Origin of the sequence: Aeromicrobium sp. Sec7.5 (assembly GCF_036867135.1) — a bacterium.
In the GTDB taxonomy this organism is placed as follows: Bacteria; Actinomycetota; Actinomycetes; order Propionibacteriales; family Nocardioidaceae; genus Aeromicrobium.
This window is the reverse complement of sequence record NZ_JBAJIJ010000002.1, coordinates 490,007-511,751: the sequence shown is the minus strand read 5'-3', so window position 1 is coordinate 511,751 and position 21,745 is coordinate 490,007. Positions and strand designations below refer to the sequence as shown.

20 protein-coding genes are annotated in these 21,745 nt (G+C 72.2%); 15 read left to right on the top strand and 5 right to left on the bottom strand.

Going from position 1 to position 21,745, the window contains the following annotated elements; genetic code table 11:
- The 4 genes from V6S66_RS15805 to V6S66_RS15790 are packed head-to-tail and all read left to right on the top strand — an operon-like array spanning position 1 to position 3,699.
- Complete coding sequence (locus V6S66_RS15805) at positions 1-1,290, top strand: MCE family protein (RefSeq protein ID WP_334207745.1); 1,290 nt, start codon at positions 1-3, stop codon at positions 1,288-1,290.
- Entirely contained in the window at positions 1,287-2,510 is a 1,224-nt protein-coding gene (locus V6S66_RS15800; RefSeq protein ID WP_334207744.1) for an MlaD family protein, read from the top strand. The genes V6S66_RS15805 and V6S66_RS15800 overlap by 4 nt, the downstream gene beginning before the upstream one ends.
- Positions 2,507-3,184 carry a hypothetical protein gene (locus V6S66_RS15795; protein WP_334207743.1) on the top strand — a complete coding sequence of 226 codons (678 nt, stop codon included), beginning with the start codon at positions 2,507-2,509 and terminating at the stop codon, positions 3,182-3,184. Before V6S66_RS15800 ends, V6S66_RS15795 begins: the two co-directional genes overlap by 4 nt.
- Entirely contained in the window at positions 3,181-3,699 is a 519-nt protein-coding gene (locus V6S66_RS15790) for a hypothetical protein (RefSeq protein ID WP_334207742.1), read from the top strand. The genes V6S66_RS15795 and V6S66_RS15790 overlap by 4 nt, the downstream gene beginning before the upstream one ends.
- A gap of 968 nt (positions 3,700-4,667) precedes the next feature.
- On the opposite strand, the gene V6S66_RS15785 is transcribed toward V6S66_RS15790, so the two are convergent.
- Positions 4,668-5,201 (bottom strand): metallophosphoesterase family protein, encoded by a 534-nt coding sequence (locus V6S66_RS15785; protein WP_334207741.1) that lies wholly within the window; start codon positions 5,199-5,201, stop codon positions 4,668-4,670.
- Positions 5,202-5,269: 68 nt separating this feature from the next.
- Between V6S66_RS15785 and V6S66_RS15780 the strand changes: the two genes are divergently transcribed.
- Positions 5,270-6,346: an FAD-dependent monooxygenase gene (locus tag V6S66_RS15780; protein WP_334207740.1), complete on the top strand. Its 1,077-nt coding sequence runs from the start codon at positions 5,270-5,272 to the stop codon at positions 6,344-6,346.
- 125 nt (positions 6,347-6,471) lie between these two features.
- Here the strand turns inward: V6S66_RS15780 and V6S66_RS15775 are convergent, their stop codons facing one another.
- Complete coding sequence (locus V6S66_RS15775; protein WP_334207739.1) at positions 6,472-7,287, bottom strand: alpha/beta fold hydrolase; 816 nt, start codon at positions 7,285-7,287, stop codon at positions 6,472-6,474.
- A gap of 45 nt (positions 7,288-7,332) precedes the next feature.
- Here V6S66_RS15775 and V6S66_RS15770 point away from each other — a divergent pair, with 45 nt between their 5' ends.
- The 8 genes from V6S66_RS15770 to V6S66_RS15735 all read left to right on the top strand — a co-directional run bounded on the left by V6S66_RS15770 (position 7,333) and on the right by V6S66_RS15735 (position 15,962).
- Positions 7,333-8,733, top strand: coding sequence for a phytoene desaturase family protein (locus V6S66_RS15770; RefSeq protein WP_334207738.1), 1,401 nt, complete (start codon positions 7,333-7,335; stop codon positions 8,731-8,733).
- An 87-nt stretch (positions 8,734-8,820) separates the two neighbouring features.
- Positions 8,821-9,288 carry an FMN-binding protein gene (locus V6S66_RS15765; RefSeq protein ID WP_334207737.1) on the top strand — a complete coding sequence of 156 codons (468 nt, stop codon included), beginning with the start codon at positions 8,821-8,823 and terminating at the stop codon, positions 9,286-9,288.
- Positions 9,272-10,129: an FAD:protein FMN transferase gene (locus V6S66_RS15760; RefSeq protein ID WP_334207736.1), complete on the top strand. Its 858-nt coding sequence runs from the start codon at positions 9,272-9,274 to the stop codon at positions 10,127-10,129. The genes V6S66_RS15765 and V6S66_RS15760 overlap by 17 nt, the downstream gene beginning before the upstream one ends.
- Positions 10,126-11,667, top strand: coding sequence for an FAD-dependent oxidoreductase (locus V6S66_RS15755; protein WP_334207735.1), 1,542 nt, complete (start codon positions 10,126-10,128; stop codon positions 11,665-11,667). Before V6S66_RS15760 ends, V6S66_RS15755 begins: the two co-directional genes overlap by 4 nt.
- A gap of 726 nt (positions 11,668-12,393) precedes the next feature.
- Positions 12,394-13,656, top strand: coding sequence for a glycosyltransferase family 4 protein (locus V6S66_RS15750; RefSeq protein WP_334207734.1), 1,263 nt, complete (start codon positions 12,394-12,396; stop codon positions 13,654-13,656).
- Complete coding sequence (locus tag V6S66_RS15745) at positions 13,643-14,356, top strand: class I SAM-dependent methyltransferase (protein ID WP_334207733.1); 714 nt, start codon at positions 13,643-13,645, stop codon at positions 14,354-14,356. Before V6S66_RS15750 ends, V6S66_RS15745 begins: the two co-directional genes overlap by 14 nt.
- The gene (locus V6S66_RS15740; protein WP_334207732.1) at positions 14,353-15,321 is read left to right on the top strand and encodes a prenyltransferase; all 969 of its coding nucleotides are present in this window, start codon (positions 14,353-14,355) and stop codon (positions 15,319-15,321) included. Before V6S66_RS15745 ends, V6S66_RS15740 begins: the two co-directional genes overlap by 4 nt.
- A complete protein-coding gene (locus V6S66_RS15735; protein ID WP_334207731.1) occupies positions 15,318-15,962 on the top strand; it encodes a class I SAM-dependent methyltransferase in 645 nt (214 codons plus the stop codon). Before V6S66_RS15740 ends, V6S66_RS15735 begins: the two co-directional genes overlap by 4 nt.
- Before the next feature lie 152 nt (positions 15,963-16,114).
- Here the strand turns inward: V6S66_RS15735 and V6S66_RS15730 are convergent, their stop codons facing one another.
- From V6S66_RS15730 to V6S66_RS15720, 3 genes are all read right to left on the bottom strand, one after another.
- Positions 16,115-16,501, bottom strand: a complete 387-nt coding sequence (locus V6S66_RS15730) for a lipopolysaccharide assembly protein LapA domain-containing protein (protein WP_334207730.1) — start codon at positions 16,499-16,501, stop codon at positions 16,115-16,117.
- Positions 16,502-16,569: 68 nt separating this feature from the next.
- Positions 16,570-16,743 carry a CsbD family protein gene (locus tag V6S66_RS15725; RefSeq protein ID WP_334207729.1) on the bottom strand — a complete coding sequence of 58 codons (174 nt, stop codon included), beginning with the start codon at positions 16,741-16,743 and terminating at the stop codon, positions 16,570-16,572.
- Between the two features lie 124 nt (positions 16,744-16,867).
- The gene (locus V6S66_RS15720) at positions 16,868-17,653 is read right to left on the bottom strand and encodes a TetR/AcrR family transcriptional regulator (RefSeq protein WP_334207728.1); all 786 of its coding nucleotides are present in this window, start codon (positions 17,651-17,653) and stop codon (positions 16,868-16,870) included.
- 223 nt (positions 17,654-17,876) lie between these two features.
- Here V6S66_RS15720 and clpB point away from each other — a divergent pair, with 223 nt between their 5' ends.
- Positions 17,877-20,498, top strand: coding sequence for an ATP-dependent chaperone ClpB (gene clpB / locus V6S66_RS15715; protein ID WP_334207727.1), 2,622 nt, complete (start codon positions 17,877-17,879; stop codon positions 20,496-20,498).
- Between the two features lie 64 nt (positions 20,499-20,562).
- On the top strand, positions 20,563-21,741 hold the full coding sequence (locus tag V6S66_RS15710) for a hypothetical protein (protein ID WP_334207726.1): 1,179 nt from the start codon (positions 20,563-20,565) through the stop codon (positions 21,739-21,741).
- Positions 21,742-21,745 lie beyond the last annotated feature (4 nt).

The following is a 21,745-nucleotide window of genomic DNA, read 5'->3' as shown; positions in this document are numbered from 1 at the left end:
ATGACCCGTTCACGCCTGGCTCGCACGGCGGCCGCTGCGGCAGCCGGTGCCCTGCTGCTGATCGGCGGCTGCGGCATCACCGACCGCGGCGTCTACGACACCCCGCTGCCTGGCGGCGCCGACCTCGGCGGCGACCCGGTCACCCTGACGGCCGAGTTCGACGACGTGCTCGACCTCGTGCCGCAGTCGTCGGTGCGGGCCGACAACGTGCCGGTCGGACGGGTCTCCAAGATCGAGCTGGCCGACGACGGTCGCTCGGCCGTCGTCGAGCTCCTCGTCAACGGCGACACCAACCTGCCCGAGGGCACCACCGCCCGCGTCGAGCAGTCGTCGCTGTTGGGCGAGAAGTACGTCGCGCTCGTGCGCCCCGACGCCGACGACGTGCGGGCGGGTGACGCCCAGCTCTCCTCCGGCACGCGTCTCGGCCTTGACGACACCGACCGTGCCGCGCAGGTCGAGCAGGTGCTCGGTGCGCTGTCGCTCGTGCTCAACGGCGGCGACGTCCAGGAGTTCAAGAACATCTCCCGCGAGCTGCAGGACATCTCGGCCGGCGACCCGGAGCGGGTCCGCACCTTCCTGACCCAGCTCGAGGGCTTCGTCACCACGGTCGACGCCCGCAGCGCCGACATCGCGGTGACCCTCGACAGCCTGGCGTCGCTCTCGACCACGCTCGACGGTGAGAGCGACAAGATCGTCTCGGCGCTCGACGGGCTCGCGCCCGGCCTGGCCGAGCTCGAGGCCCAGCGCCCGCAGTTTGTCGCGATGCTGGAGGCGCTCGACGGCCTCTCCGGCGTGGCGGTCGAGACGCTCGACGCCGCCCAGGCCGACATCGTCGCCGACCTGAAGCTGCTCGAGCCGATCCTGACCCAGCTCGCCGCCTCGGGCCAGGACCTGCCGGACGCGCTCGAGATTCTCCTGACCTACCCGTTCCCCGACTCGGTCCTGCCGGCGATCAAGGGCGACTACCTCAACGTCTTCGTCACGACGAACTTCCGCACGCTGCCCACCGACTGCACCGCGATCGGCTGCGTCTGGGAGCAGCCGACCGAGCCCTGCGCGATTTGCGGGGGAAGTGGCTCGACGGCACCGATGATCCTGCCGCCCACGAGCTCGCCGATGCCGGGTATCGCCACCCCGACGATCCCGCTGCCCCCGACCGGGCTGCCGGATCCGTCGCCGACCCTGCCCACGCCGGGTCCGGGGCTGCCGCCCACGACGCTGCCGACGCCCCCGTCGACCGCGCCGACGTCACCGTCGCCCACCCCCGACCCCGAGGAGGAGGGCCAGTGATCACCACGTCCGTCCGCAACAAGCTCATCGCGTTCGTCGTCATCGCGCTGCTCGGCACGAGCTACCTCGGTGCGAAGTACGTGGGCATCGATCCGTTCGCCCGCAGCTACCAGCTGCAGGTCGAGCTGCCCAACGCCGGCGGCCTGTTCGTCAACAGCGAGGTCACCTACCGCGGGGTCCAGGTGGGCCGGGTCACCGACATGACCGTGACCGACGACGGCATGGTCGCGACGCTCGAGATCGAGTCGGACGCGCCCGACATCCCGACCGACGCCGAGGCCACGGTCACGAACCGCTCGGCGATCGGCGAGCAGTACCTCGACCTGAAGAGCGACGCCACCGGTGGCACCAACCTCGCCGACGGTGACCGCATCAACGGCGACGACGACTCCCTCCCCCCGGCGTTCGACGACGTCCTGCGCTCGGGTCGCGACTTCGTCGCCTCGGTCCCGGAGGACTCGCTGCGCACCGTGATCGACGAGACCTACAGCGCCACGCGGGGTGTCGGCGACGACTTCGGCGTGCTGCTGGACACCTCGCTCGACTTCGCCCGCACGGCGCAGGAGAACTTCCTCAACACGACCCGGCTCATCGAGAGCTCCAGCACGGTGCTCGACACCCAGATCGCCTCGAGCGACGACATCACGTCCTTCAGCCGCGACCTCGCGCTCATCACGCAGACCCTGCGCACGAGCGACGCCGACCTGCGCACGCTCATCACGCAGTCGCCGGCCGCCATGGTCGAGGTCAACGCCCTCTTCGCCGAGGTGGGCCAGCCGCTGGGGATGCTGCTGGGCAACCTGGTCTCGACCGCGCAGGTCTTCGGCGTCAACGCGCTGGGCGTCGAGGACGCGCTGATCCGCGTGCCCGACGCCGTCAGCATCGGGTGGCTCGTGGCGGGCAGCGGTTCGCTCAACCTGGGCCTGTCGACCTCCTTCACGAAGCCGTTGCCCTGCACCACCGGCTACGGCGGCACCACGCCCCGTCCGGGCACCGACACCAGCCCTGGCGACGCCTTCAACACGGGCGCCGGTTGTGCCGTCGATCCGGCCACCGGGGTCAACGTCCGCGGGCCCCAGGCCGTGCCCGGTCAGAATCCGGCGGCGCAGTACCTGGCCACGGAGCAGCTCAACACGGGAGGATCGGCCATGCCGAACCCGACCGGCGTCGTGCTGTACGACGTCGACGACCTGTCCGATCTCCTGGGGGGAAACCAATGAGACAACAGATCCAGACCGCAGGCGAGATCGCCGCGGACCAGACCGAGCCGGACGGCACCCTCATGCTGGACGACTCGACGGGCACGTCGACCGACGTGTCCGAGGCCGACCCCGCCCCCGACACCTCCCTCCCGTCGGGGGCGGGGACCGGTGACGCCGGTTCACCCGGCCGTGGGCGGCCTGCGCTCGGCATGCTGGCCCTGATCCTGGGCAGCGTCATCGCGGTCGTCGGTTCGTGGTGGTGGTGGGAGGCGGCGCACGACGACCAGCTCGCCGTCGCGCAGGACCGCGACTCCGCCCTGATCGCGGGCACCGAGGGCATCGAGACCATCAACACCCTCGACTACCGCGATACCGACACCGACCTCGCCGCCTGGGAGGAGGTCACGACCGGGCAGTTCCAGGACGGCATCGCCGGCATCGACGAGGGCCAGCGCCAGCTCCTGATCGACGAGCAGAAGATCGCCACGGCCGAGGTCGTCGACGCGGCCGTGCTGAGCATCGACGGCGAGGAGGCCACCGTCGTGGCCGCCGTGGAGATCACGGTGATCGACGACGCGGCCCCCGACAGCGAGCCGACCCTCAAGCGCAACCGCTTCTCCGCCCAGATGACGCTGGTCGAGGGCGAGTGGAAGATCGAGAACCTCCAGCAAGTGGCGGTGAGCCTGTCATGACCCGTGTCCGCTCCCTCCTCACCGCGCGACTCGCGCCCTTCGTGCTCGCCGGCGTCCTGGCCCTCGTGGGCGTCTTCGGCCTGTTCCAGGCGAACGAGCTGCGCTCCACGACCGCCGCCGAGAACCTGGCCGTCGTCGACGCCACCCTGACGGCCGAGATCCAGTCCTTCGTGACCACCGGGCTCAACCAGGTGCTCACCTACGACTTCGCCGACCCCGAGGCCACGACGGCGGCCGCCGACCAGGTGCTGGCCGGCGACGCGCGTGAGGAGTACGACACGCTCTTCGTCGACCTGCAGGAGAAGGCGCCCGGTCAGCAGCTGACCCTGACGGCCGCAGTGCAGTCGGTGGCGGTCAAGGAGGCGACGGAGGACTCGGCCGTCGTGCTCGTGTTCCTCGACCAGACCAGCCAGCGCGCCACCGACAACCAGGGCAGCGTCTCCGCGGCCCAGCTGTCGGTCACGGTCGAGAAGTCCGGCGACACCTGGACCATCACCGAGCTCCAGCCCCTCTGACCCCCCGCTGGTTGAGGTGCGAGGAGCGCCAGCGACGAGCCTCGAAGCCTCGGTCAGGTTCTGGGCTCGGGTACCCCTTTCGAGGCTCGTTCCTCGCACCTCAAGGGGCGGAAAGCCCCGGTGGTTGAGCCGGCGCGCTCGTTCCTCGCGCTCGCTTCTGCAACTCGCTAGAGCGAGTCGCAGGCGGCTCAGCCTCGCTTCGCTCGGCACGTGGTCACTCCGGTGGTTGAGGTGTGAGTGCCGCCTGCGGCGCGAGCCTCGAAACCTCGGTCAGGTTCTGGGTTGCGGTACCCCTTTCGAGGCTCGTTCCTCGCACCTCAAGGGGCGGAAAGCTCCGGTGGTGAGCCGGCGCGCTCGTTCCTCGCGCTCGCTTCTGCAACTCGCTAGAGCGAGTGGCAGGCGGCTCAGCCTCGCTTCGCTCGGCACGTGGTGAACACCGGTGGTTGAGGTGTGAGTGCCGCTTGCGGCGCGAGCCTCGAAACCTCGGTCAGGTTCTGGGCTCGGGTACCCCTTTCGAGGCTCATTCCTCGCACCTCAAGGGGCGGAAAGGCCCGGTGGTTGAGCCGGCGCGCTCGTTCCTCGCGCTCGCTTCTGCAACTCGCTAGAGCGAGTGGCAGGCGGCTCAGCCTCGCTTCGCTCGGCACGTGGTGACCACCGGTGGTTGAGGTGTGAGTGCCGCCTGCGGCGCGAGCCTCGAAACCTCGGTCAGGACGTGGGCTCGGGTACCCCTTTCGAGGCTCGTTCCTCGCACCTCAAGGGGCGGAAAGCTCCGGTGGTTGAGCCGGCGCGCTCGTTCCTCGCGCTCGCTTCTGCAACTCGCTAGAGCGAGTGGCAGGCGGCTCAGCCTCGCTTCGCTCGGCACGTGGTGACCACCGGTGGTTGAGGTGTGAGGAGCGCCAGCGACGAGCCTCGAAACCTCGGTCAGGACGTGGGCTCGGGTACCCCTTTCGAGGCTCGTTCCTCGCACCTCAAGGGGCGGCCTGCGCCCGTGGCGGGAGGCGGTGCAGCTCGACGTCGGTCAGGCGGCCGTCGTCGACGATCGCCGTCAGGTAGGTGCAGTGCGGCTGGCGACGACGGTCGGTGGGGGAGCCGGGGTTGAGCAGGCGCAGCTCGGTGCCGTCGTCCTTCGTCGCCACGGTGTCCCAGGGGATGTGGCTGTGCCCGAACACCAGCACGTCGAGATCGGGGTAGTCACGCGCGCAGCGCTTCTCGCGGCCCGTCGAGGCGCCGGTCTCGTGCACGACCCCGATCCGCAGGCCCTCGATCTCGACCCGCGCCACCTCGGGCAGGCGCTCGCGCAGCTCCCCGTGGTCGTTGTTGCCGAAGACCGCCACGAGTCGCTCCGACCGCTGCTCCAGCTCGTCGAGCAGGGCGACGTCGACCCAGTCGCCGGCATGCACCACCACGTCGGCGGCCTCGACCGCGGTCCAGACCTGCTGCGGCAGCACCTTGGCACGCTTCGGCAGGTGGGTGTCGGCGATGAGGAGGAGTCGCGTGGCCACGACTCCAGTCAACCCGATGGACGCTCGAGGTGCTCCTGACGGCCGTGCCCGGGGGCTAGCGTGGAGGGGTGGAACGCGTCGTGGTGGTGGGGGCCGGGCTGGCCGGGCTCACGTTCGCCGTGGCGATGCGCCGCGCGGGCCTGGAGGTCGAGCTGCGCGACGAGCGCGGGTGGCTCGGTGGCGGTGCCGGGCTGACGATTTGGCCCAACGCGCTGGCCGCCCTCGACGCACTCGACCTCGGCGACGCGGTCCGCGACCTCGGTGAGCCGGTCGCATCGGCGCTGATCCGCCGGGCCGACGGCTCGCTGGTGCGTCGTCTCGACCCGGTCGCGACCGTGCGGGCGCTGGGGGAGCCGGCCCGCGTCGTCGACCGCGGCGAGCTGCAGGCCCTGCTCGCCGGGCACGCCGGTCCGGTGACGCTCGACGCCGGCGTCACCGATCCCTCGGCGATCGACGCCGACCTCGTGGTGGGCGCCGACGGCTTCCGGTCCGTCGTCGCGCGGCACCTCGACCCGTCCCTGCGCGAGCGGCCGGCCGGCTACGTCGCGTGGCGGGGCGTCGCGCCGATCGCCGTCGACCCCTCGTACGCGGGGGTCGTCTGGGGCGACCGCGCCGAGGCCGGGGTGATGCCGATGACGGGTGGCCGCACGTACTGGTTCGCGACCCGCGCCGGCGGCGCCGACGTGTGGCGCCCGGACGCCGACCTCTGGCCCGCGCCGGTGCCGGAGCTGATCGCCGCGACTCCGGCGAGCTCGGTGCTGCAGCACGAGATGCTCGATCGAGCCCAGCCACGGCACTGGTTCGACGACCGGTGCGTCGTGATCGGCGACGCGGCGCACGCGATGCAGCCGGGGCTCGGCCAGGGCGGGTGCCTCGCGATCGAGGACGCCGTGGTGCTCGCCGCGCTGTGGGCGGAGCGCGGCGGCGGGCGCGCGACGTTCGCAGCGTTCGAGCGGCTGCGCCGGCCCCGCGTCACGGCCGCCGTCCGCATGTCGCGCACGGCCGGTCGCGCGCTGCACGGCCGATCCGGTCGCGCGCTCGCCACGGTCGCGCGGCGCACCCCCGAGCCGATCGCGATGCGCGGCGCCGCCCGCTTCGCCAGCCGTGCCGCCGGCCTCCGCGCCCTGTCCGCCCCCGAGCGGTGACTTAGCGACCTGTTCCGCCCCCGGGCGGTGAGCCAGCGACCTCTCGAGTGAGGTGAGAGGTCGCTAGCTCACCGCTCCCAGCGGGACAGGTCGCTCACTCACCGCCCGCTCAGGTGGGAGGGGGGTCAGTCGTGGCGGGCGAGGAAGTCGGCGACCCGCGGGGCGACGGTGGCAGGGACCTCGAGGGCGACGAGGTGGGCGGCGTCCTCGACGACCCACATCTCGGCACCGGGGATCGCGTCGGCCATCGCCCGGGTCTCCGCCACGGGGAACGTCGCGTCCTCGCGGCCGGCCACGACGAGCACGGGCCGGTCGATCTGGGCGAGCAGGGAGCGCTGGTCCGGGCGGTCGGGCACGACGCTGCGCACCGCGAACGAGGCCGAGTCGAGATCGACCGCCTGCACCGAGTCGCGCACGTGCTGCACGACGTCCGGCCGCTCGCGCAGTGTCGTCGGGCCGAGGAACGCCTTCACCACCGAGCGCGTCAGCGGTGGCCGGACACCGCCGAGCAGGCGGCCCAGGCCGAGCATCGCGCCGAACTCGAGCCGCTGTCGGCGCCCGGCCGCGGACCCGGTCGCGTTCATGAGCACCGCCGCCCCGAGCCGGTCACCGTGCCGGGCGGCGAACGTCGCCCCGACCATCCCGCCCCACGAGTTGCCGATGACGTGCGCCGTCTCGACCTCCGCGTGGTCGACCACGTCGAGCAGCGCACCGGCGCACTCGTCGAGCGTGAAGCTGCGGCGCAGCGGCTCGCTGTGGCCGTGGCCCGGCGGGTCGAGCGCGAGCGTCGTCCACCGCTTCGCGAGCTGCGCCGTGACGCCGTCCCAGAGCGTGCCGTCCATCAGCAGGCTCGGCCACAGGACCACGAGCGGACCATCGCCCCGAAGCCGTGCGTGGAGCGTGCCGAGACGGGTCGGGATGGACAGCTGCTCGGTCTCCACGCCGCCACGCTAGGCGACCGGGCGCGCGCTCGCTAGCGTGACGCCATGACCACCGCCGTCGTGATCGGGTCGGGGCCCAACGGGCTCGCTGCCGCCATCGTGCTGGCGCGCGCGGGCCTGGACGTCACGGTCGTCGAGGCGGAGGACGAGCCGGGCGGCGGCATGCGGTCCGCGGAGCTCACGGTGCCCGGCGTGGTCCACGACCTGTGCTCGGCCGCGCACCCGACCGGCGTCGCCTCCCCCTTCTTCTCGTCGCTCGACCTGCAGGACCACGGGCTCACGTGGCGCTGGGCCGACGTCGAGGCGGGCCACCCGCTCGACGGCGGCCGCGGCTCAGCCCTGCGGCGCGACATCGACGCCACCGCCGCGACCCTCGGCGCCGACGGCGACGCCTGGCGACGCACGTTCACCCCGCTCGTGGAGCGCGCCGACCAGATCACCGCGAGCACGCTCGCACCGCTGGTCGGCATCCCGCGGCACCCCCTCGTGATGGCCCGCTTCGGCGCCATGGGCCTCGTGCCGTCGAACGTCGTGGCGAGGCGGTTCGAGACCGAGGAGGCTCGCGCGCTGCTGGCCGGACTCACGGCGCACTCCATCGCCCCGCACACCCGGTGGGCCACCGGCGCGCTCGGGCTGATGTTCGGCCTGATGGGCCACGCGCGCGGCTGGCCCGTCGCCGAGGGCGGCTCGGCGTCGATCGCCCGCGCGCTGGTCTCGGTGCTCGAGGAGTCGGGCGGCACGGTCGTCACGGGGGAGCGGGTCACCGCGGTGCCCGACGCGGACGTCGTCATGTTCGACACCGGCGTCGACCAGCCGCTCGCGATGCTCGGCGACCGCCTGCCGCGCCGGGTCAGCCGGGCGCTGCAGCGCTGGCGGCCGGGCCCGGGAATGTTCAAGATCGACCTCGCCGTCGACGGCGGCATCCCGTGGACGCATCCCGACATGGCCCTCGCCGGCACGGTGCACGTCGGCGGCACGCTGGAGGAGATCCACGCCGCCGACTCGGCTGTGAGCGCCGGGCGGGTGGCGGAGCGCCCGTTCGTCATGGTCTGCCAGCAGTACGTGGCCGACCCGGCACGCTCGAACGGCTCGATCCACCCCGTGCTCGCCTACGCGCACGTGCCGCACGGGTACACCGGCGACGCCACCGAAGCGATCCTCGACCAGCTCGAGCGCTTCGCCCCCGGCACGCGTGACCGCATCGTCGGCCGAGCCGTCACCAGCACGGCCGACCTGCAGGCCCACAACGCCAACTACCTGGGCGGCGACGTCACGGGCGGGGAGATGACGCTGCGCCAGACCGTGGCCCGCCCACGCCTGTCGCTCGACCCGTACTGGCTCGGGGTCCCGGGGATGTACCTGTGCTCGGCGTCGACACCCCCCGGCGGTGGCGTCCACGGCATGGCAGGGTTTCACGCAGCGACACGGGCTGTGGCCCGGCTGTGAGTCCGATGTCGCCGGGAACCGTTCGCGTCCCGCGTCCGTTGCACTGATTGACGTTTCCACCACCTGCGATCCCAGGAGCTGAGACCGGTGACCCTCCCCCGGACCACGAAGATGGTGCTGACCGGCGCCGCCGCCTCGATGCTGCTGCTCACCGCGGCGTGCGGGAGCGAGTCCGACGACAGCGCCTCGGACTCCGGCTCCTCCGGCGAGTCGACGAGCGGTCAGGCCGAGGACACCTCCAACGACGTGCCGACGACGTTCGCGGCCGGCGACTACGCCGCCGAGGGCAGCTACCAGACCCCCGGCGGTCAGCAGTCCGTCGAGGTCGACCTGACCCTCGCGGAGGACGGCACGATCAGCGCCGTCACCGTGACCCCGCAGGCCGACGGCGGCAACTCCGAGCAGTTCCAGAAGAAGTTCGCCGGCGGCATCGCCGACGAGGTCGTCGGCACCAAGATCAGCGAGCTGGACGTCTCGAAGGTCTCCGGCTCCTCGCTCACGAGCAGCGGCTTCAACGCCGCGATCGACAAGATCGTGGATGAAGCCGCTGCCTGAGTCCTGGCGGTTCGACGCGATCGGTACCGCCTGGGCCGTCGACACGGCCGCGGTCGTGTCGACGGTCCAGCGTGACGCCGTGGCCGATCTCGTCGCGCAGGTCGACCGCACGTGGTCGCGCTTTCGCGAGGACGGCGCCGTCGCCCGCCTGCGGGCCGGTGAGTCCGTCGACCTCGGTCCGGGCGCGCCGCTGCTGCTCGACCTCTACGACCTCCTGCACGCCGCGACCGACGGCGCCGTCAACCCGCTCGTCGGCGGCGGGCTGGAGCTGCTCGGCTACGACGCCGCGTACACGCTCCGCCAGCACGGGGCCCCGGTCCCGGCGCCCGCCTGGTCGTCGGCCACACGTGACGGCTCGGTCCTGACGGTGCCCACCGGCGCCGTGCTCGACGTCGGGGCCGCCGGCAAGGGCTGGCTCGTCGACCGTGTCACCGACCTGCTCGTGGCCGGCGGACACACGGCCACGGTCGACGCCGGCGGTGACATCGCCCACCACGGCGCGGCGCCGATCCGGGTCGCGCTCGAGCACCCGCGCGACCCGTCGATGGCCGTCGGCGTCGCGACGCTCGAGCCGGGCACGGCCCTCTGCGGATCGGCCGTCAACCGCCGTGCCTGGGGCGAGGGCCTGCACCACGTGATCGACGCCCGCACCGGTGCGCCGACGCGTGGCGTGGTGGCGACGTGGGTCGTCGCCGACACTGCTGCGGTGGCCGACGGCGCGGCGACCGCCCTGTTCTTCGTGAAGCCTGACAGGCTCGAGGATCTCGGGATCGCGGCCGTCTGGATCGACGAGGCCGGGCTCCACTCGACTCCCGACTTTCCCGGAGAGGTGTTCGCATGATCCGCACCCTGCTCGGCCGCGTGACGATGTACCGCATCCTCACGCTCGTGCTACTGGTGCTCGCGGCCGTCGCGTTCGTGCTGACGGCCACCTCGCGCCTCGATCCGTCGATCTTCTCCCTGCGCGGACTCCTGCTGACCCTGGTCGTGCTCGTCGTGACCTCCGTCGTGGCCGACCACGTCTTCGGCCTGCTGGTGCGGCGACGCCCCCACACCGAGTCGGCCGTGATCACGGCACTGCTGCTGTGGTTCCTCTACTGGCCCACGATGGAGCTCGGCACCCTCGCGTGGCTCGCCCTGACCGCGGTGGCGGCCCAGGCGTCGAAGTACGTGCTGGTCTGGCGCGCCCGGCACGTGTTCAACCCCGCGGCCGCCGGTGTGGTGCTGATGATCCTGCTCGGCGAGCTGCTCGGCGACCGCGTCGACAACCCGCCGCCGTCCACGACCTGGTGGGCGGCCAACGAGTCGATGACCTTCTTCGTGCTGGCCGGCGCACTCGTCGTGCTCTACCGGACCGGCCGGTTCGCCCTCGCGGTGACCTTCGCCGTGCCCGCCGCGCTGCTGACGTACTGGGGTGTCGAGGCCTTCTCCGACACCGGTGCGGCGATCGAGTACGTCGTGTACTCGACGCCGATCGTGTTCTTCGCGGCCTTCATGCTCACCGAGCCGCTGACGCTCGCGCCGAGGCGGGCCCAGCAGCTCGTGCTCGCGGTGCTCGCCGCGGCGGTGTTCGCCTGGCCGCTCTGGAACGCCCGCGTCCTCGACGAGTCCATCCCCCTGGGTCCGTTCGAGGGCACCTACGAGCTGGCCCTGGTCGTAACCAACGCGATCGCGTTCCTGCTCGGCCAGCGCGGCGGCGTGCGGCTGCGGCTGCGCGAGACGCGCGACCTGGGGGGCGACGTCCGCGAGTTCCGCTTCGAGCCGCGCCGCCGGGTGCGGATGCGCGCGGGTCAGTACCTCGAGCTGCAGGTGCCGCACGCGGCCGACATCCGCGGGGTCCGGCGCGTGTTCACGGTCGCGTCGAGCCCGGACGCCGACACCGTCGACATCGCGATCCGCGTGCCCGAGGACTGCTCGAGCTTCAAGCGGGCGATCGCCGACCTGCAGCCCGGCGACCAGCTGCACGCCACCGGCGTCAGGGGCGACTTCCTCTGGCCCCGCGGGTCCGCCCCGGTGCTCCTCGTGGCCGGCGGCATCGGCGTGACGCCGTTCCTCAGCCAGCTGCGGCACGAGCCCGGGCGCGACGCCGTGCTGGTCTACGGCGTGCCCTCGGGGGCGACCATCGCCTACCGCGACGAGCTCGCGGAGGCCGGCGTCCCCGTCGTCCTGGTGTCGCCCGACGCGCCGCCGGACCTCCCGGACGGCTGGACCCACGTGGCGGCCGAGCACGTGACCGGAGAGCTGGTGCGCGAGGCGGTGCCGGACTCCGGCGACCGTCGAGCCTTCGTCTCCGGGCCCCCGGCGATGGTCTCGCCCGTGGCCACCGACCTGCGCAAGCACCGCATCCGCACCAAGACCGACCACTTCACGGGGTACTGAGCCGCCGCGCTCGTTCCTCGCGCTCACTTCTGCAACTCGCCAGAGCGAGTCGCAGGCGGCTCAACCTCGCTCCGCTCGGTCCATGGATCCACCGGTGGTTGAGGTGCGAGTGCCGCCTGCGGCGCGAGCCTCGAAACCTCGGTCAGGTCGTGGGCTCGGGTACCCCTTTCGAGGCTCGTTCGTTCCTCACTCGCACCTCAAGGGGCGGGGGCTTCGCCTGCACCTGACCTCCGGTGGTTGAGGTGCGAGTGCCGCCTGCGGCGCGAGCCTCGAAACCTCGGTCAGGTCGTGGGCTCGGGTACCCCTTTCGAGGCTCGTTCGTTCCTCACTCGCACCTCAAGGGGCGGGGGCTTCGCCTGCACCCGACCTCCGGTGGTTGAGGTGCGAGTGCCGCTTGCGGCGCGAGCCTCGAAACCTCGGTCAGGTCGTGGGCTCGGGTACCCCTTTCGAGGCTCGTTCGTTCCTCACTCGCACCTCAAGGGGCGGGGGCTTCGCCTGCACCCGACCTCCGGTGGTTGAGGTGTGAGTGCCGCTTGCGGCGCGAGCCTCGAAACCTCGGTCAGGTCGTGGGCTCGGGTACCCCTTTCGAGGCTCGTTCGTTCCTCACTCGCACCTCAAGGGGCGGGGGCTTCGCCCCTCGACCACGCCTGACCTGCGGGTTCATGTTGCCCGGGAGCGCGTGGTGCAACTGACCGTGACAGGATTACTGGCGGAATTGGAGGTGACATGCGCATCGCACTGCTGTCGTACCGCAGCAAGGAGCACAGCGGCGGCCAGGGTGTGTATGTCAGGCACCTGAGTCGTGGTCTGGCCGAGCTCGGTCACGAGGTCACGGTGTTCTCCGGTCAGCCGTACCCCGAGGCCCTGGATCCGCGGGTCCGGCTCGAGAAGGTGCCGAGCCTGGACCTGTACCGCGACCCCGACCCGTTCCGCACGCCGCACCTGCGCGAGTTCCGCGGTCCGGTCGACGTGCTCGAGTACCTCCTGATGCTCACCGCCGCGTTCCCCGAGCCGCTCACGTTCACGCTGCGCATCGCCCGCGACCCCCGGTTCGACGCGTTCGACGTCGTGCACGACAACCAGTCGCTCGGCTACGGCCTGCTCTGGCTGCTGCGCCGCGGGATCCCGCTCGTCGCGACGGTCCACCACCCGATCAGCCGCGACCGCAAGGTCGACATCGCGGCGGCGTCGCTGCGCAAGCAGATCAGCACGCGCCGCTGGTACGGCTTCGTGCGCATGCAGGCCCGGGTGGCCCGCCGGCTCCCGGCGCTGCTCACGGTCTCCACCGCCTCGGCCACCGACACGATCGAGGACTTCGGGATCGACCCGGAGCGCATGACGGTCGTGCCGCTCGGCGTCGACACCGACGTCTTCCGCCCTCGCGGCGAGCGTGTGCCGGGTCGCATCGTCGCGATCGCGAGCGCCGACTCCCCGCTCAAGGGCGTCGCGCACCTGCTCGAGTCGGTCGCCAAGCTGCGGGTCGAGCGCGATGTCGAGCTGCATCTCGTGTCGCGGATCGACCCGAAGAGCGCCACGGCGCGCCGCATCGAGGACCTCGGCCTCGCGGACGCGGTCACCCTGCACAGCGGCCTGTCCGACGACGACCTCGCGGCCCTGCTCGCCTCGGCCGAGGTCATGGCGGTGCCGTCGCTGTACGAGGGGTTCAGCCTGCCCACCGTGGAGGCGCTCGCGTGCGGCACGCCCGTCGTGGCGAGCCGCGCCGGTGCCCTGCCCGAGACGGTCGGCGACGCCGCCCGACTCGTCACGCCCGGTGACGTCGGCGAGCTCACCGACGCCCTCGCCGAGCTGCTCGACGACCCCGCCGAGCGGGCCCGCCTCGTGGCCCTGGGCCTGGCCCGGGTCGAGGAACGCTACAGCTGGACCTCCGTGGCCGCCGCCACGGTCACCGCCTACGAGACCGCGATCCGCAAGACCCAGAACATGACCCAGAACGCGACACAGAAGAGGAACGCCCGTGCTGACCGTTGACTTCGACCGACTCCGCGTGGGTCGCGGCACCCGATTCATCGACGTCGGTGCCGGCGCCGGGCGGCACTCCTACGAGGCGCTGCGCCGCGGCGCCGACGTCACCGCGTTCGACATGGACGAGGTCGAGCTCAAGGGCGTCGACGACATGTTCGGCGCGATGCAGCTCGAGGGTGAGGTGCCGCCGGGGGGCCAGGGGCGCGTCGAGGTCGGCACGATCCTCGACATGCCCTACGAGGACGGCACGTTCGACGTCGTGCTCGCCTCGGAGATCCTCGAGCACGTGCCCGAGGACGTCACCGCGATCCGCGAGCTGACCCGCATCCTCGCGCCCGGCGGCATGCTCGCCGTCACGGTGCCGCGCTGGCTGCCCGAGAAGATCTGCTGGGCGCTCAGCGACGAGTACCACGCCAACGAGGGCGGACACATCCGCATCTACACGGCCGACGAGCTGCGCGACAAGCTCGAGCTGACGGGGCTGACCTTCCGGCACCAGCACCACGCGCACGCCCTGCACGCGCCGTACTGGTGGATCAAGTGCGCCGTGGGCGTGCAGCGCGACCAGCACCCGCTCGTGCGGGCGTACCACCAGCTGCTCGTCTGGGACATGATGAAGGCGCCCGCCACCACCCGACTCGCGGAGAAGGCCCTCGACCCCCTCATCGGCAAGAGCGTGGCGCTGTACTTCACGAAGCCGTGGTGACACCGGAGCAGATGGTCCGGACCGCGGACTGGATCGTGGCCCAGCAGGAGCCGTCGGGCGCGATCCCGTGGCACGCCGGCGGCCACCTCGATCCGTGGGACCACGTGCAGGCCGCGATGGGTCTGGACGCCGCCGGGCGGAGCGCCGAGGCCGAGCGGGCCTACCGCTGGTCGGCCGCGGCCCAGCGTGCCGACGGCACGTGGGCGGCGAAGTACGTCGCGGGCGAGGCGGTCGAGCACTACGTCGACGCCAACTTCACGGCGTACGTGGCCACCGGCGTCTGGCACCACTGGCGCACGACCCGGGACGCGTCGTCCGCACGTGAGCTGTGGCCCATGGTCGACGCCGCGATCGACGCCGTGCTGCCGCTGCAGCGCACCGACGGCGCATTCGTCTGGACGCCCGGTGAGCCCGACGCGCTGGTGACCGGCAACGCCAGCATCGCCTTCTCGCTGCGCTGCGCGCTCGGGCTCGCCCAGGTCGTGGGCGCCGATCGTCCGGCGTGGACGTCCGCGTCCTCCGCCGTCGCGGACGCGCTGCACCGGCCCGAGCTGTTCGAGGCCAAGCCGCACTCGATGGACTGGTACTACCCGCTGCTCGGCGCCGCGTGGACCGCCGACGAGGCCGAGCGCCGGGTCAAGGACGGGTGGGACACGTTCGTCGTCCCGGGCCTGGGGATCAAGTGCGTCACGCCCAACACGTGGGTCACCGGTGCGGAGTCGTGCGAGCTCGTGCTGGCGCTCGACGCCGTGGGCCGGCGCGACGAGGCGGTGCAGGTGTTCGCCGACATGCAGCACCTGCGCGACGACGACGGCTCGTACTGGACCGGGTTCGAGTACGAGAGCGAGCAGCGCTGGCCGGACGAGCGCACGACGTGGACCGCGGCCACCGTCCTGCTGGCGTACGACGCGCTGCACCGGGTCACCCCCGGCAGCGGACTCTTCCGAGGAGAGGCACTGCCATGAGCGCCGAGGTCTTCGTGGAGGCGCCGCTGCCGGACGCGCTCGTCGCGGTGGCGGCCGCGACCAAGGGCTTCCTGCCCGACGACGAGGCCGATGCGTTGCGGGCGGTCGTGGCGGCCCACCTGCGGCCAGGTGGCGTGGCGGTCGAGATCGGCACGTACTGCGGCAAGTCGGCGATCCACCTGGGGCACGTCGCGCGCGAGGCCGGCGCGACGCTGCTGACGCTCGACCACCACCGGGGCTCCGAGGAGCAGCAGCCGGGCTGGGAGTACCACGACACCGAGCTCGTCGACCCCGAGATCGGGGCGATGGACACGCTGCCGTTCGCGCGGCGCGCGCTGCACCGGGCCGGTCTCGAGGAGGTCGTGGTGCCGATCGTCGGTCGCTCCACGACGATCTCGGCGTTCTGGACCACGCCGCTCGACGCGGTCTTCATCGACGGCGGCCACACCGAGGAGGCCGCCCAGGCCGACTACGCCGGCTGGTCGCCCCACGTGCGGGGCGACGGGGTGCTCGTGATCCACGACGTGTTCCCCGACCCCGCCGACGGTGGGCAGGCCCCGTTCCACGTCTACGAGCGCGCGCTGGCCGACGGGTTCGCCGAGATCCTCCACGTCGGCTCGCTCCGCGCCCTCCGCCGCTGAGTCGCCGCCCGCACGTGGGCGGTGAGTGAGCGTCCGTTCGCTTCCGCGGGCGGTGAGTGAGCGTCCGTTCCCGAGTCGGGAACGGACGCCTGCTCACCGCCGGGGCGCGGGATCCGCCGCTGAGTCACCGCCCGCCCAGCGGGCGGGAGAGGTCAGCCGTTGCGGCGCAGCGAGTGGCGCAGCTGGGTGATGCGGACGCCGGCCGGGATCGCGACGAGCAGCGCTCCGGCGACGGCGGCGATCAGCAGCGCGGCGGCCGCGGAGATGTCGCCCGACATCCACAGGAAGTCGATCACGACCGACTGCGAGTTCTGCACGATGAACACGATGAACAGGATCGTGACGACCGCGAGGGCGACGGCGGAGGCCCAGGCCGTGGCGGCGCGGGTGCGCTTGACGCGACCCTTCTCGTCCAGGCCCGAGCGGCGCGGCGGGTCCTGGGGCACGGCAGGGTCGACGCTCGAGCCCGAGGCCGGCGTCGTGATCGGTCCGTCGGGGCCGACCGACTCGACCGGTTCGTGGGGCTGCTGTCCGCTCATGGCTGTCTCCTCCGTCGGGACGGGTTCGGGGGCCCGCCGACGGCGGGCCCCCGAGGTTGCGTTCGAGATTACTTCTTGAAGACGTCCTTGACGTCCTCGGCGGCGTTCTTGACGCTGCCCTTGGCCTGGTCCTTCTGGCCCTCGGCCTTGAGGTCGTCGTTGTTGGTCGCGTCGCCCACGGCCTCCTTGCCCTGGCCGGTGAGCTTCTCAGCGGTGTTCTTGGCCTTGTCGACGATGCCCATGACGTACTCCTTCGGATGAGGAAGCACCGGCTCTCTGCCGATGCGGCTTACGATGTAAGCCTTACTTCGACGGTACGCCGGTCCACCCGTCGTGCAACTCGGCGTGACGTGATCCCCGTCTCGCTCAGTCCAACTGGGCGGCGACGGAGTCGAGGAGCCGTTCCAGGCCGCGCTCGAACTCCTCGTCGAAGCGGTCCTCGGCCAGGCGCACGGCGAGGCGGTGGATCGTCGGGAACTCGGCGACCTCGATGTCGCCCTGCGGGTCGAGCTGGTCCTGCGTCGACGTCGCGTCGGCGACGGCGTCCTGCTCGACGTCGGTGCGGGTCGGCGAGAGGCCGCCCGGCACCGGTTCGTCGGACGTGCCCATCGAGCCGTCACCGTCCTGCGGGTCGCGCAGCGTGCGGGCGCCCGACTCCATGAGCAGGTAGCCGAGCAGGAAGCTGTTGAAGGAGCGGTACGCGAAGAGCACCTGATCGTCGGAGAACCCCTCGCCCTGCAGCGTCGCGAGCATCGACTCGATCCAGCGGAGCGACCGCAGCGGCGGATTGATCCACGGCGCCTCGGCCGGACGCGTCGTGACGAGGGGGAACGCGTGCGGATGGGCCAGCGCGTACCGGCGGACGCCGCGCGCCAGGCGGGTCAGGTAGTCGCGCCAGCCGCCGGACGCGTCGGAGCGCACCTCGGGGTCCTGGTCGAGCTCGGCGACGATCAGCTCCACCACGAGGTCGAGCAGCTCGTCGCGCGTCCGGACGTGCTTGTAGAGCGACATCGCCTCGACGCCGAGCCGGCTCGCGATCGCGCGCATCGTGGCGGATCCGACGCCCTCGCTGTCGATGAGCTCGAGCGCGGTGCGCGTGATCAGCTCGGGAGTCAGGCCCTTCGCGCGGTTGCTGACCTGCCGAGGTGCCATGACGGCCATCCTCCCACGCGGGGTCGGGCGCAGCTCCAGGCCCGGCGTCCGCCGGACGGCACGCGAAAGCGGTGCGACGATGAGTCATGGCGACGTTCGAGGCGACCCGGCTCGCGCAGGACGATGCCGCCGGGCGGACTCGATCGGGCGGGGTTGAGTGGAATAGACTCAACTTTGGTGAGGTTGAACCGAACAGGTCTCACGCTTACCCAGGAGTACGCCCATGAATCTCGACACCTTCACGACGCGCAGTCAGCAGGCGCTCGCGGGCGCCATCAGCCTGGCCGCGGCCGGCGGTCACCCCACCGTCGAGCCGGCCCACGTGCTCACCGCGCTGATGCAGCAGGACGGCGGCACCGCCGGCCCGCTCCTGCAGGCGGCCGGCGTCGATCCACAGGTCGTCACGGCTGGCCTCAAGTCCGAGCTCGACGCCCTGCCGCGCGCCTCCGGCAGCACCGTCGCGTCGCCGGGGCTGAGCCGCGCGAGCCACGCCGTGCTGCAGCAGGCGTTGGAGCTCTCGGGAAGCCTGGGGGACGAGTTCACCTCCTCCGAGCACCTCGTGGTGGCGATCGCCACGGTCGCCTCGCCCACGAAGGCGCTCCTGGACCGCGCGGGCGCCACGCCGGAGTCGCTCGAGGCCGCCTTCGAGTCGATCCGTGGCTCGGGCCGCGCCGCGAGCTCCGACGCCGAGGACAGCTACAAGTCGCTCGAGAAGTACGGCGTCGACCTCACCGCGGTGGCCCGCGAGGGCAAGCTCGACCCCGTCATCGGCCGTGACTCCGAGATCCGCCGGCTCGTGCAGGTGCTGAGTCGGCGCACCAAGAACAACCCGGTCCTGATCGGTGAGCCCGGCGTGGGCAAGACCGCCGTGGTGGAGGGGCTCGCCCAGCGGCTCGTCGCCGGTGACGTGCCCGACAGCCTCAAGGGCCGCCGGCTCATCAGCCTCGACCTCGGCGCGATGGTCGCCGGCGCGAAGTACCGCGGCGAGTTCGAGGAGCGCCTCAAGGCCGTGCTCACCGAGATCAAGGAGTCCGAGGGCCAGGTCATCACGTTCATCGACGAGCTGCACACCGTCGTCGGCGCGGGCGCCGGCGGCGACTCCGCGATGGACGCCGGCAACATGCTCAAGCCCATGTTGGCGCGCGGCGAGCTCCGCATGATCGGCGCCACGACGCTCGACGAGTATCGCGAGCACGTCGAGAAGGATCCGGCGCTCGAACGCCGCTTCCAGCAGGTCCTCGTCGGCGAGCCGAGCGTCGAGGACACGATCGCGATCCTGCGCGGCATCAAGTCGACCTACGAGGCGCACCACAAGGTCGAGATCACCGACGGCGCCCTCGTGGCCGCGGCCACGCTGTCGCACCGCTACATCCCCGGCCGGCAGCTGCCCGACAAGGCCATCGACCTCGTCGACGAGGCCAGCAGCCGCCTGCGCATGGAGATCGACTCCAGCCCCGTCGAGATCGACGAGCTCCGCCGCAGTCTCGACCGCCTGACGATGGAGGAGCTGCACCTCGAGCACGAGACCGACCCCGCCAGCGTCGATCGCCTCGAGAAGCTGCGCGCCGAGAAGGCCGACCAGGCCGAGTCGCTGCGCGCGCTCGAGGCGCGCTGGGAGGCCGAGAAGCAGAGCCTCAACGCGGTCGGCGAGATCAAGGAGCGCATCGACGAGCTCCGGGTGCAGGTCGACCGGTCGGAGCGACAGGCGAACGGGCTGCCCGAGGGTGAGGACAAGTGGGCGCTCCTGCGGGACCGCTTCGAGTCCGAGAAGGAGATCGAGTCCCTGAACGCCGCGCTCGTGGCGGCCCAGGAGGCCGAGGAGTCCTCGTCGTCGCAGGACCGCATGATGCGCGAGGAGGTCGGCGCCGACGAGATCGCCGAGGTCGTCGCGGCCTGGACCGGCATCCCCACGGGCCGCATGCTCGAGGGCGAGTCCGGCAAGCTCCTGCGGATGGAGGACGAGCTCGGTCGGCGCCTCGTCGGCCAGCGCAACGCGGTCTCCGCGGTGTCCGACGCGGTCCGCCGCAGTCGGGCCGGCATCGCCGACCCGGACCGTCCGACCGGCTCGTTCCTGTTCCTGGGCCCCACGGGCGTGGGCAAGACCGAGCTCGCCAAGAGCCTCGCGGACTTCCTGTTCGACGACGAGCGCGCGATGGTGCGGATCGACATGAGCGAGTACGCCGAGAAGCACAGCGTCTCGCGGCTCGTCGGTGCGCCCCCGGGCTACATCGGGCACGACGAGGGCGGTCAGCTCACCGAGGCCGTCCGGCGCCGCCCGTACTCGGTCGTGCTGCTCGACGAGGTCGAGAAGGCGCACCCGAGCGTCTTCGACATCCTGCTGCAGGTGCTCGACGACGGCCGCCTGACCGACGGGCAGGGGCGCACGGTCGACTTCCGCCAGAGCATCGTGATCCTCACGAGCAACCTCGGCTCGATGTTCCTCACCGACCCCTCGCTCGACGAGGACGCCAGGAAGGCGGCCGTGATGGAGGTGGTCAAGGTCGCGTTCAAGCCCGAGCTGCTGAACCGGCTCGACGGGATCGTGATGTTCGAGCCGCTCGGCTCCGCGGAGCTGACGCACATCGTCGACCTGCAGCTGCGATCGCTCCAGCACCGCCTGGAGTCGCGCCGCATCACCCTCGAGGTGAGCGACGCCGCGAAGGAGTGGCTGGCACTGACGGGGTGGGACCCGGCCTACGGTGCGCGGCCCCTGCGGCGGCTCGTGCAGCAGGCGATCGGCGACCGCCTGGCGCGAGCCCTCCTCGCGGGCGAGGTGCGCGACGGCACCACGGTCCGGGTCGACCGCAACGACGACCTGGACGGTCTCGTCGTGGAGCCGGTCTGAGCCCGAGTGCGCGGAAGGCTCGCGGACGTGACCGCGCTGGGACCGGCGTGATGGGATGGACGGCATGACCGAGGAACTCCGCCGACCGCCGGCCGTCACGCTCGCGTGCGCCGGTGCCGCGTTCGCGGCGTTCCTCGTGCTCACCAGCACGATCGGCCTGCTGGCCGACTGGGGCTCGTTGGAGCTCCAGGAGGTCGTCACCGAGGTCATCGACGAGGCGGGCCTGGCCGGCAGCGTCTCGCTCGACACGGCGCTGACGTGGTTGCAGGCGTGGTTCTACGTCGTCGTGGTGCTGGCCGTCGCGGTGCTCGTGCTGGCCGCCTACACGGTGCGCGGCGACCGGCCGTCGCGGATCGCGCTCACGTTCCTGTGCGGCTTCGGCGGCCTCGTCGGTTCGATGTTCGGCGCGATCATCCCGGGCATCGTGCTGATCGCCGCCACCTTCATGCTCTGGTGGCCCGAGGCGCGGGTCTGGTTCGACCTGAAGAACGGCCGCACGCCCTCGCCGGAGCTTGTGGCGCGCGCCCGGGCGCGCCAGCGCCACGGTGCCCAGCGTGGCCGCGACGCCGACGTCGACGCGCTCACCGGGCGCGGCGCGGTGCCGCCCCACAACGCCGCCCACCCCGGTTCCGGCGCCCAGCCGCCGCGGATCTCCGGCGTCACGCCCCCGCCTCCGCACCACCCCGCCCCGCCCGGGTACCCACCGCCGGCCTGGGGGCCGCCCCTGCCCGTCGTGCCGCGCGCGAAGGGGCTCCCGGGTGCACTCATCGCCGCGGCCGTCACGTCGATCGTCGGCAGCCTGCTCACGGCCGTCACGACCGGCTCCGTCGCCATGCTCTACCTCGCGCGGGAGGTCGCGCCGGGTGCCTACGACGAGGCCGTCACCGGCGACGACCCGCTCCTGGACCTCGTGCCTCGCCTGGCGCGCGGCGACGACGGCGTGGTCTGGGCGATCGTCGTGCTGTCGGGGCTGGCCCTCGTGGCGCTCGCCTCCGCCGGGATCGCGGTCGCCCTGCTGTTCGGTCGCCGCCGGCTCCTGGTCGCGGCGATCGTGCTGGCCCTCCTCGGCGCGGTGGGCAGTGCCGTCGTGGCGCCGTCGGCGCCGGCGGCGCTGGTCGTCACGGCTGCGTGCATCGCCACGTACGTCCTGCTGCGTCACCCGTCGGTGCGGGTCTGGGCGGCCGCCGGTGAGTCCCGTCACGTCGGGCCCTCCCAGATGCTGGACCAGCCCCCACGCTCGTAGACTG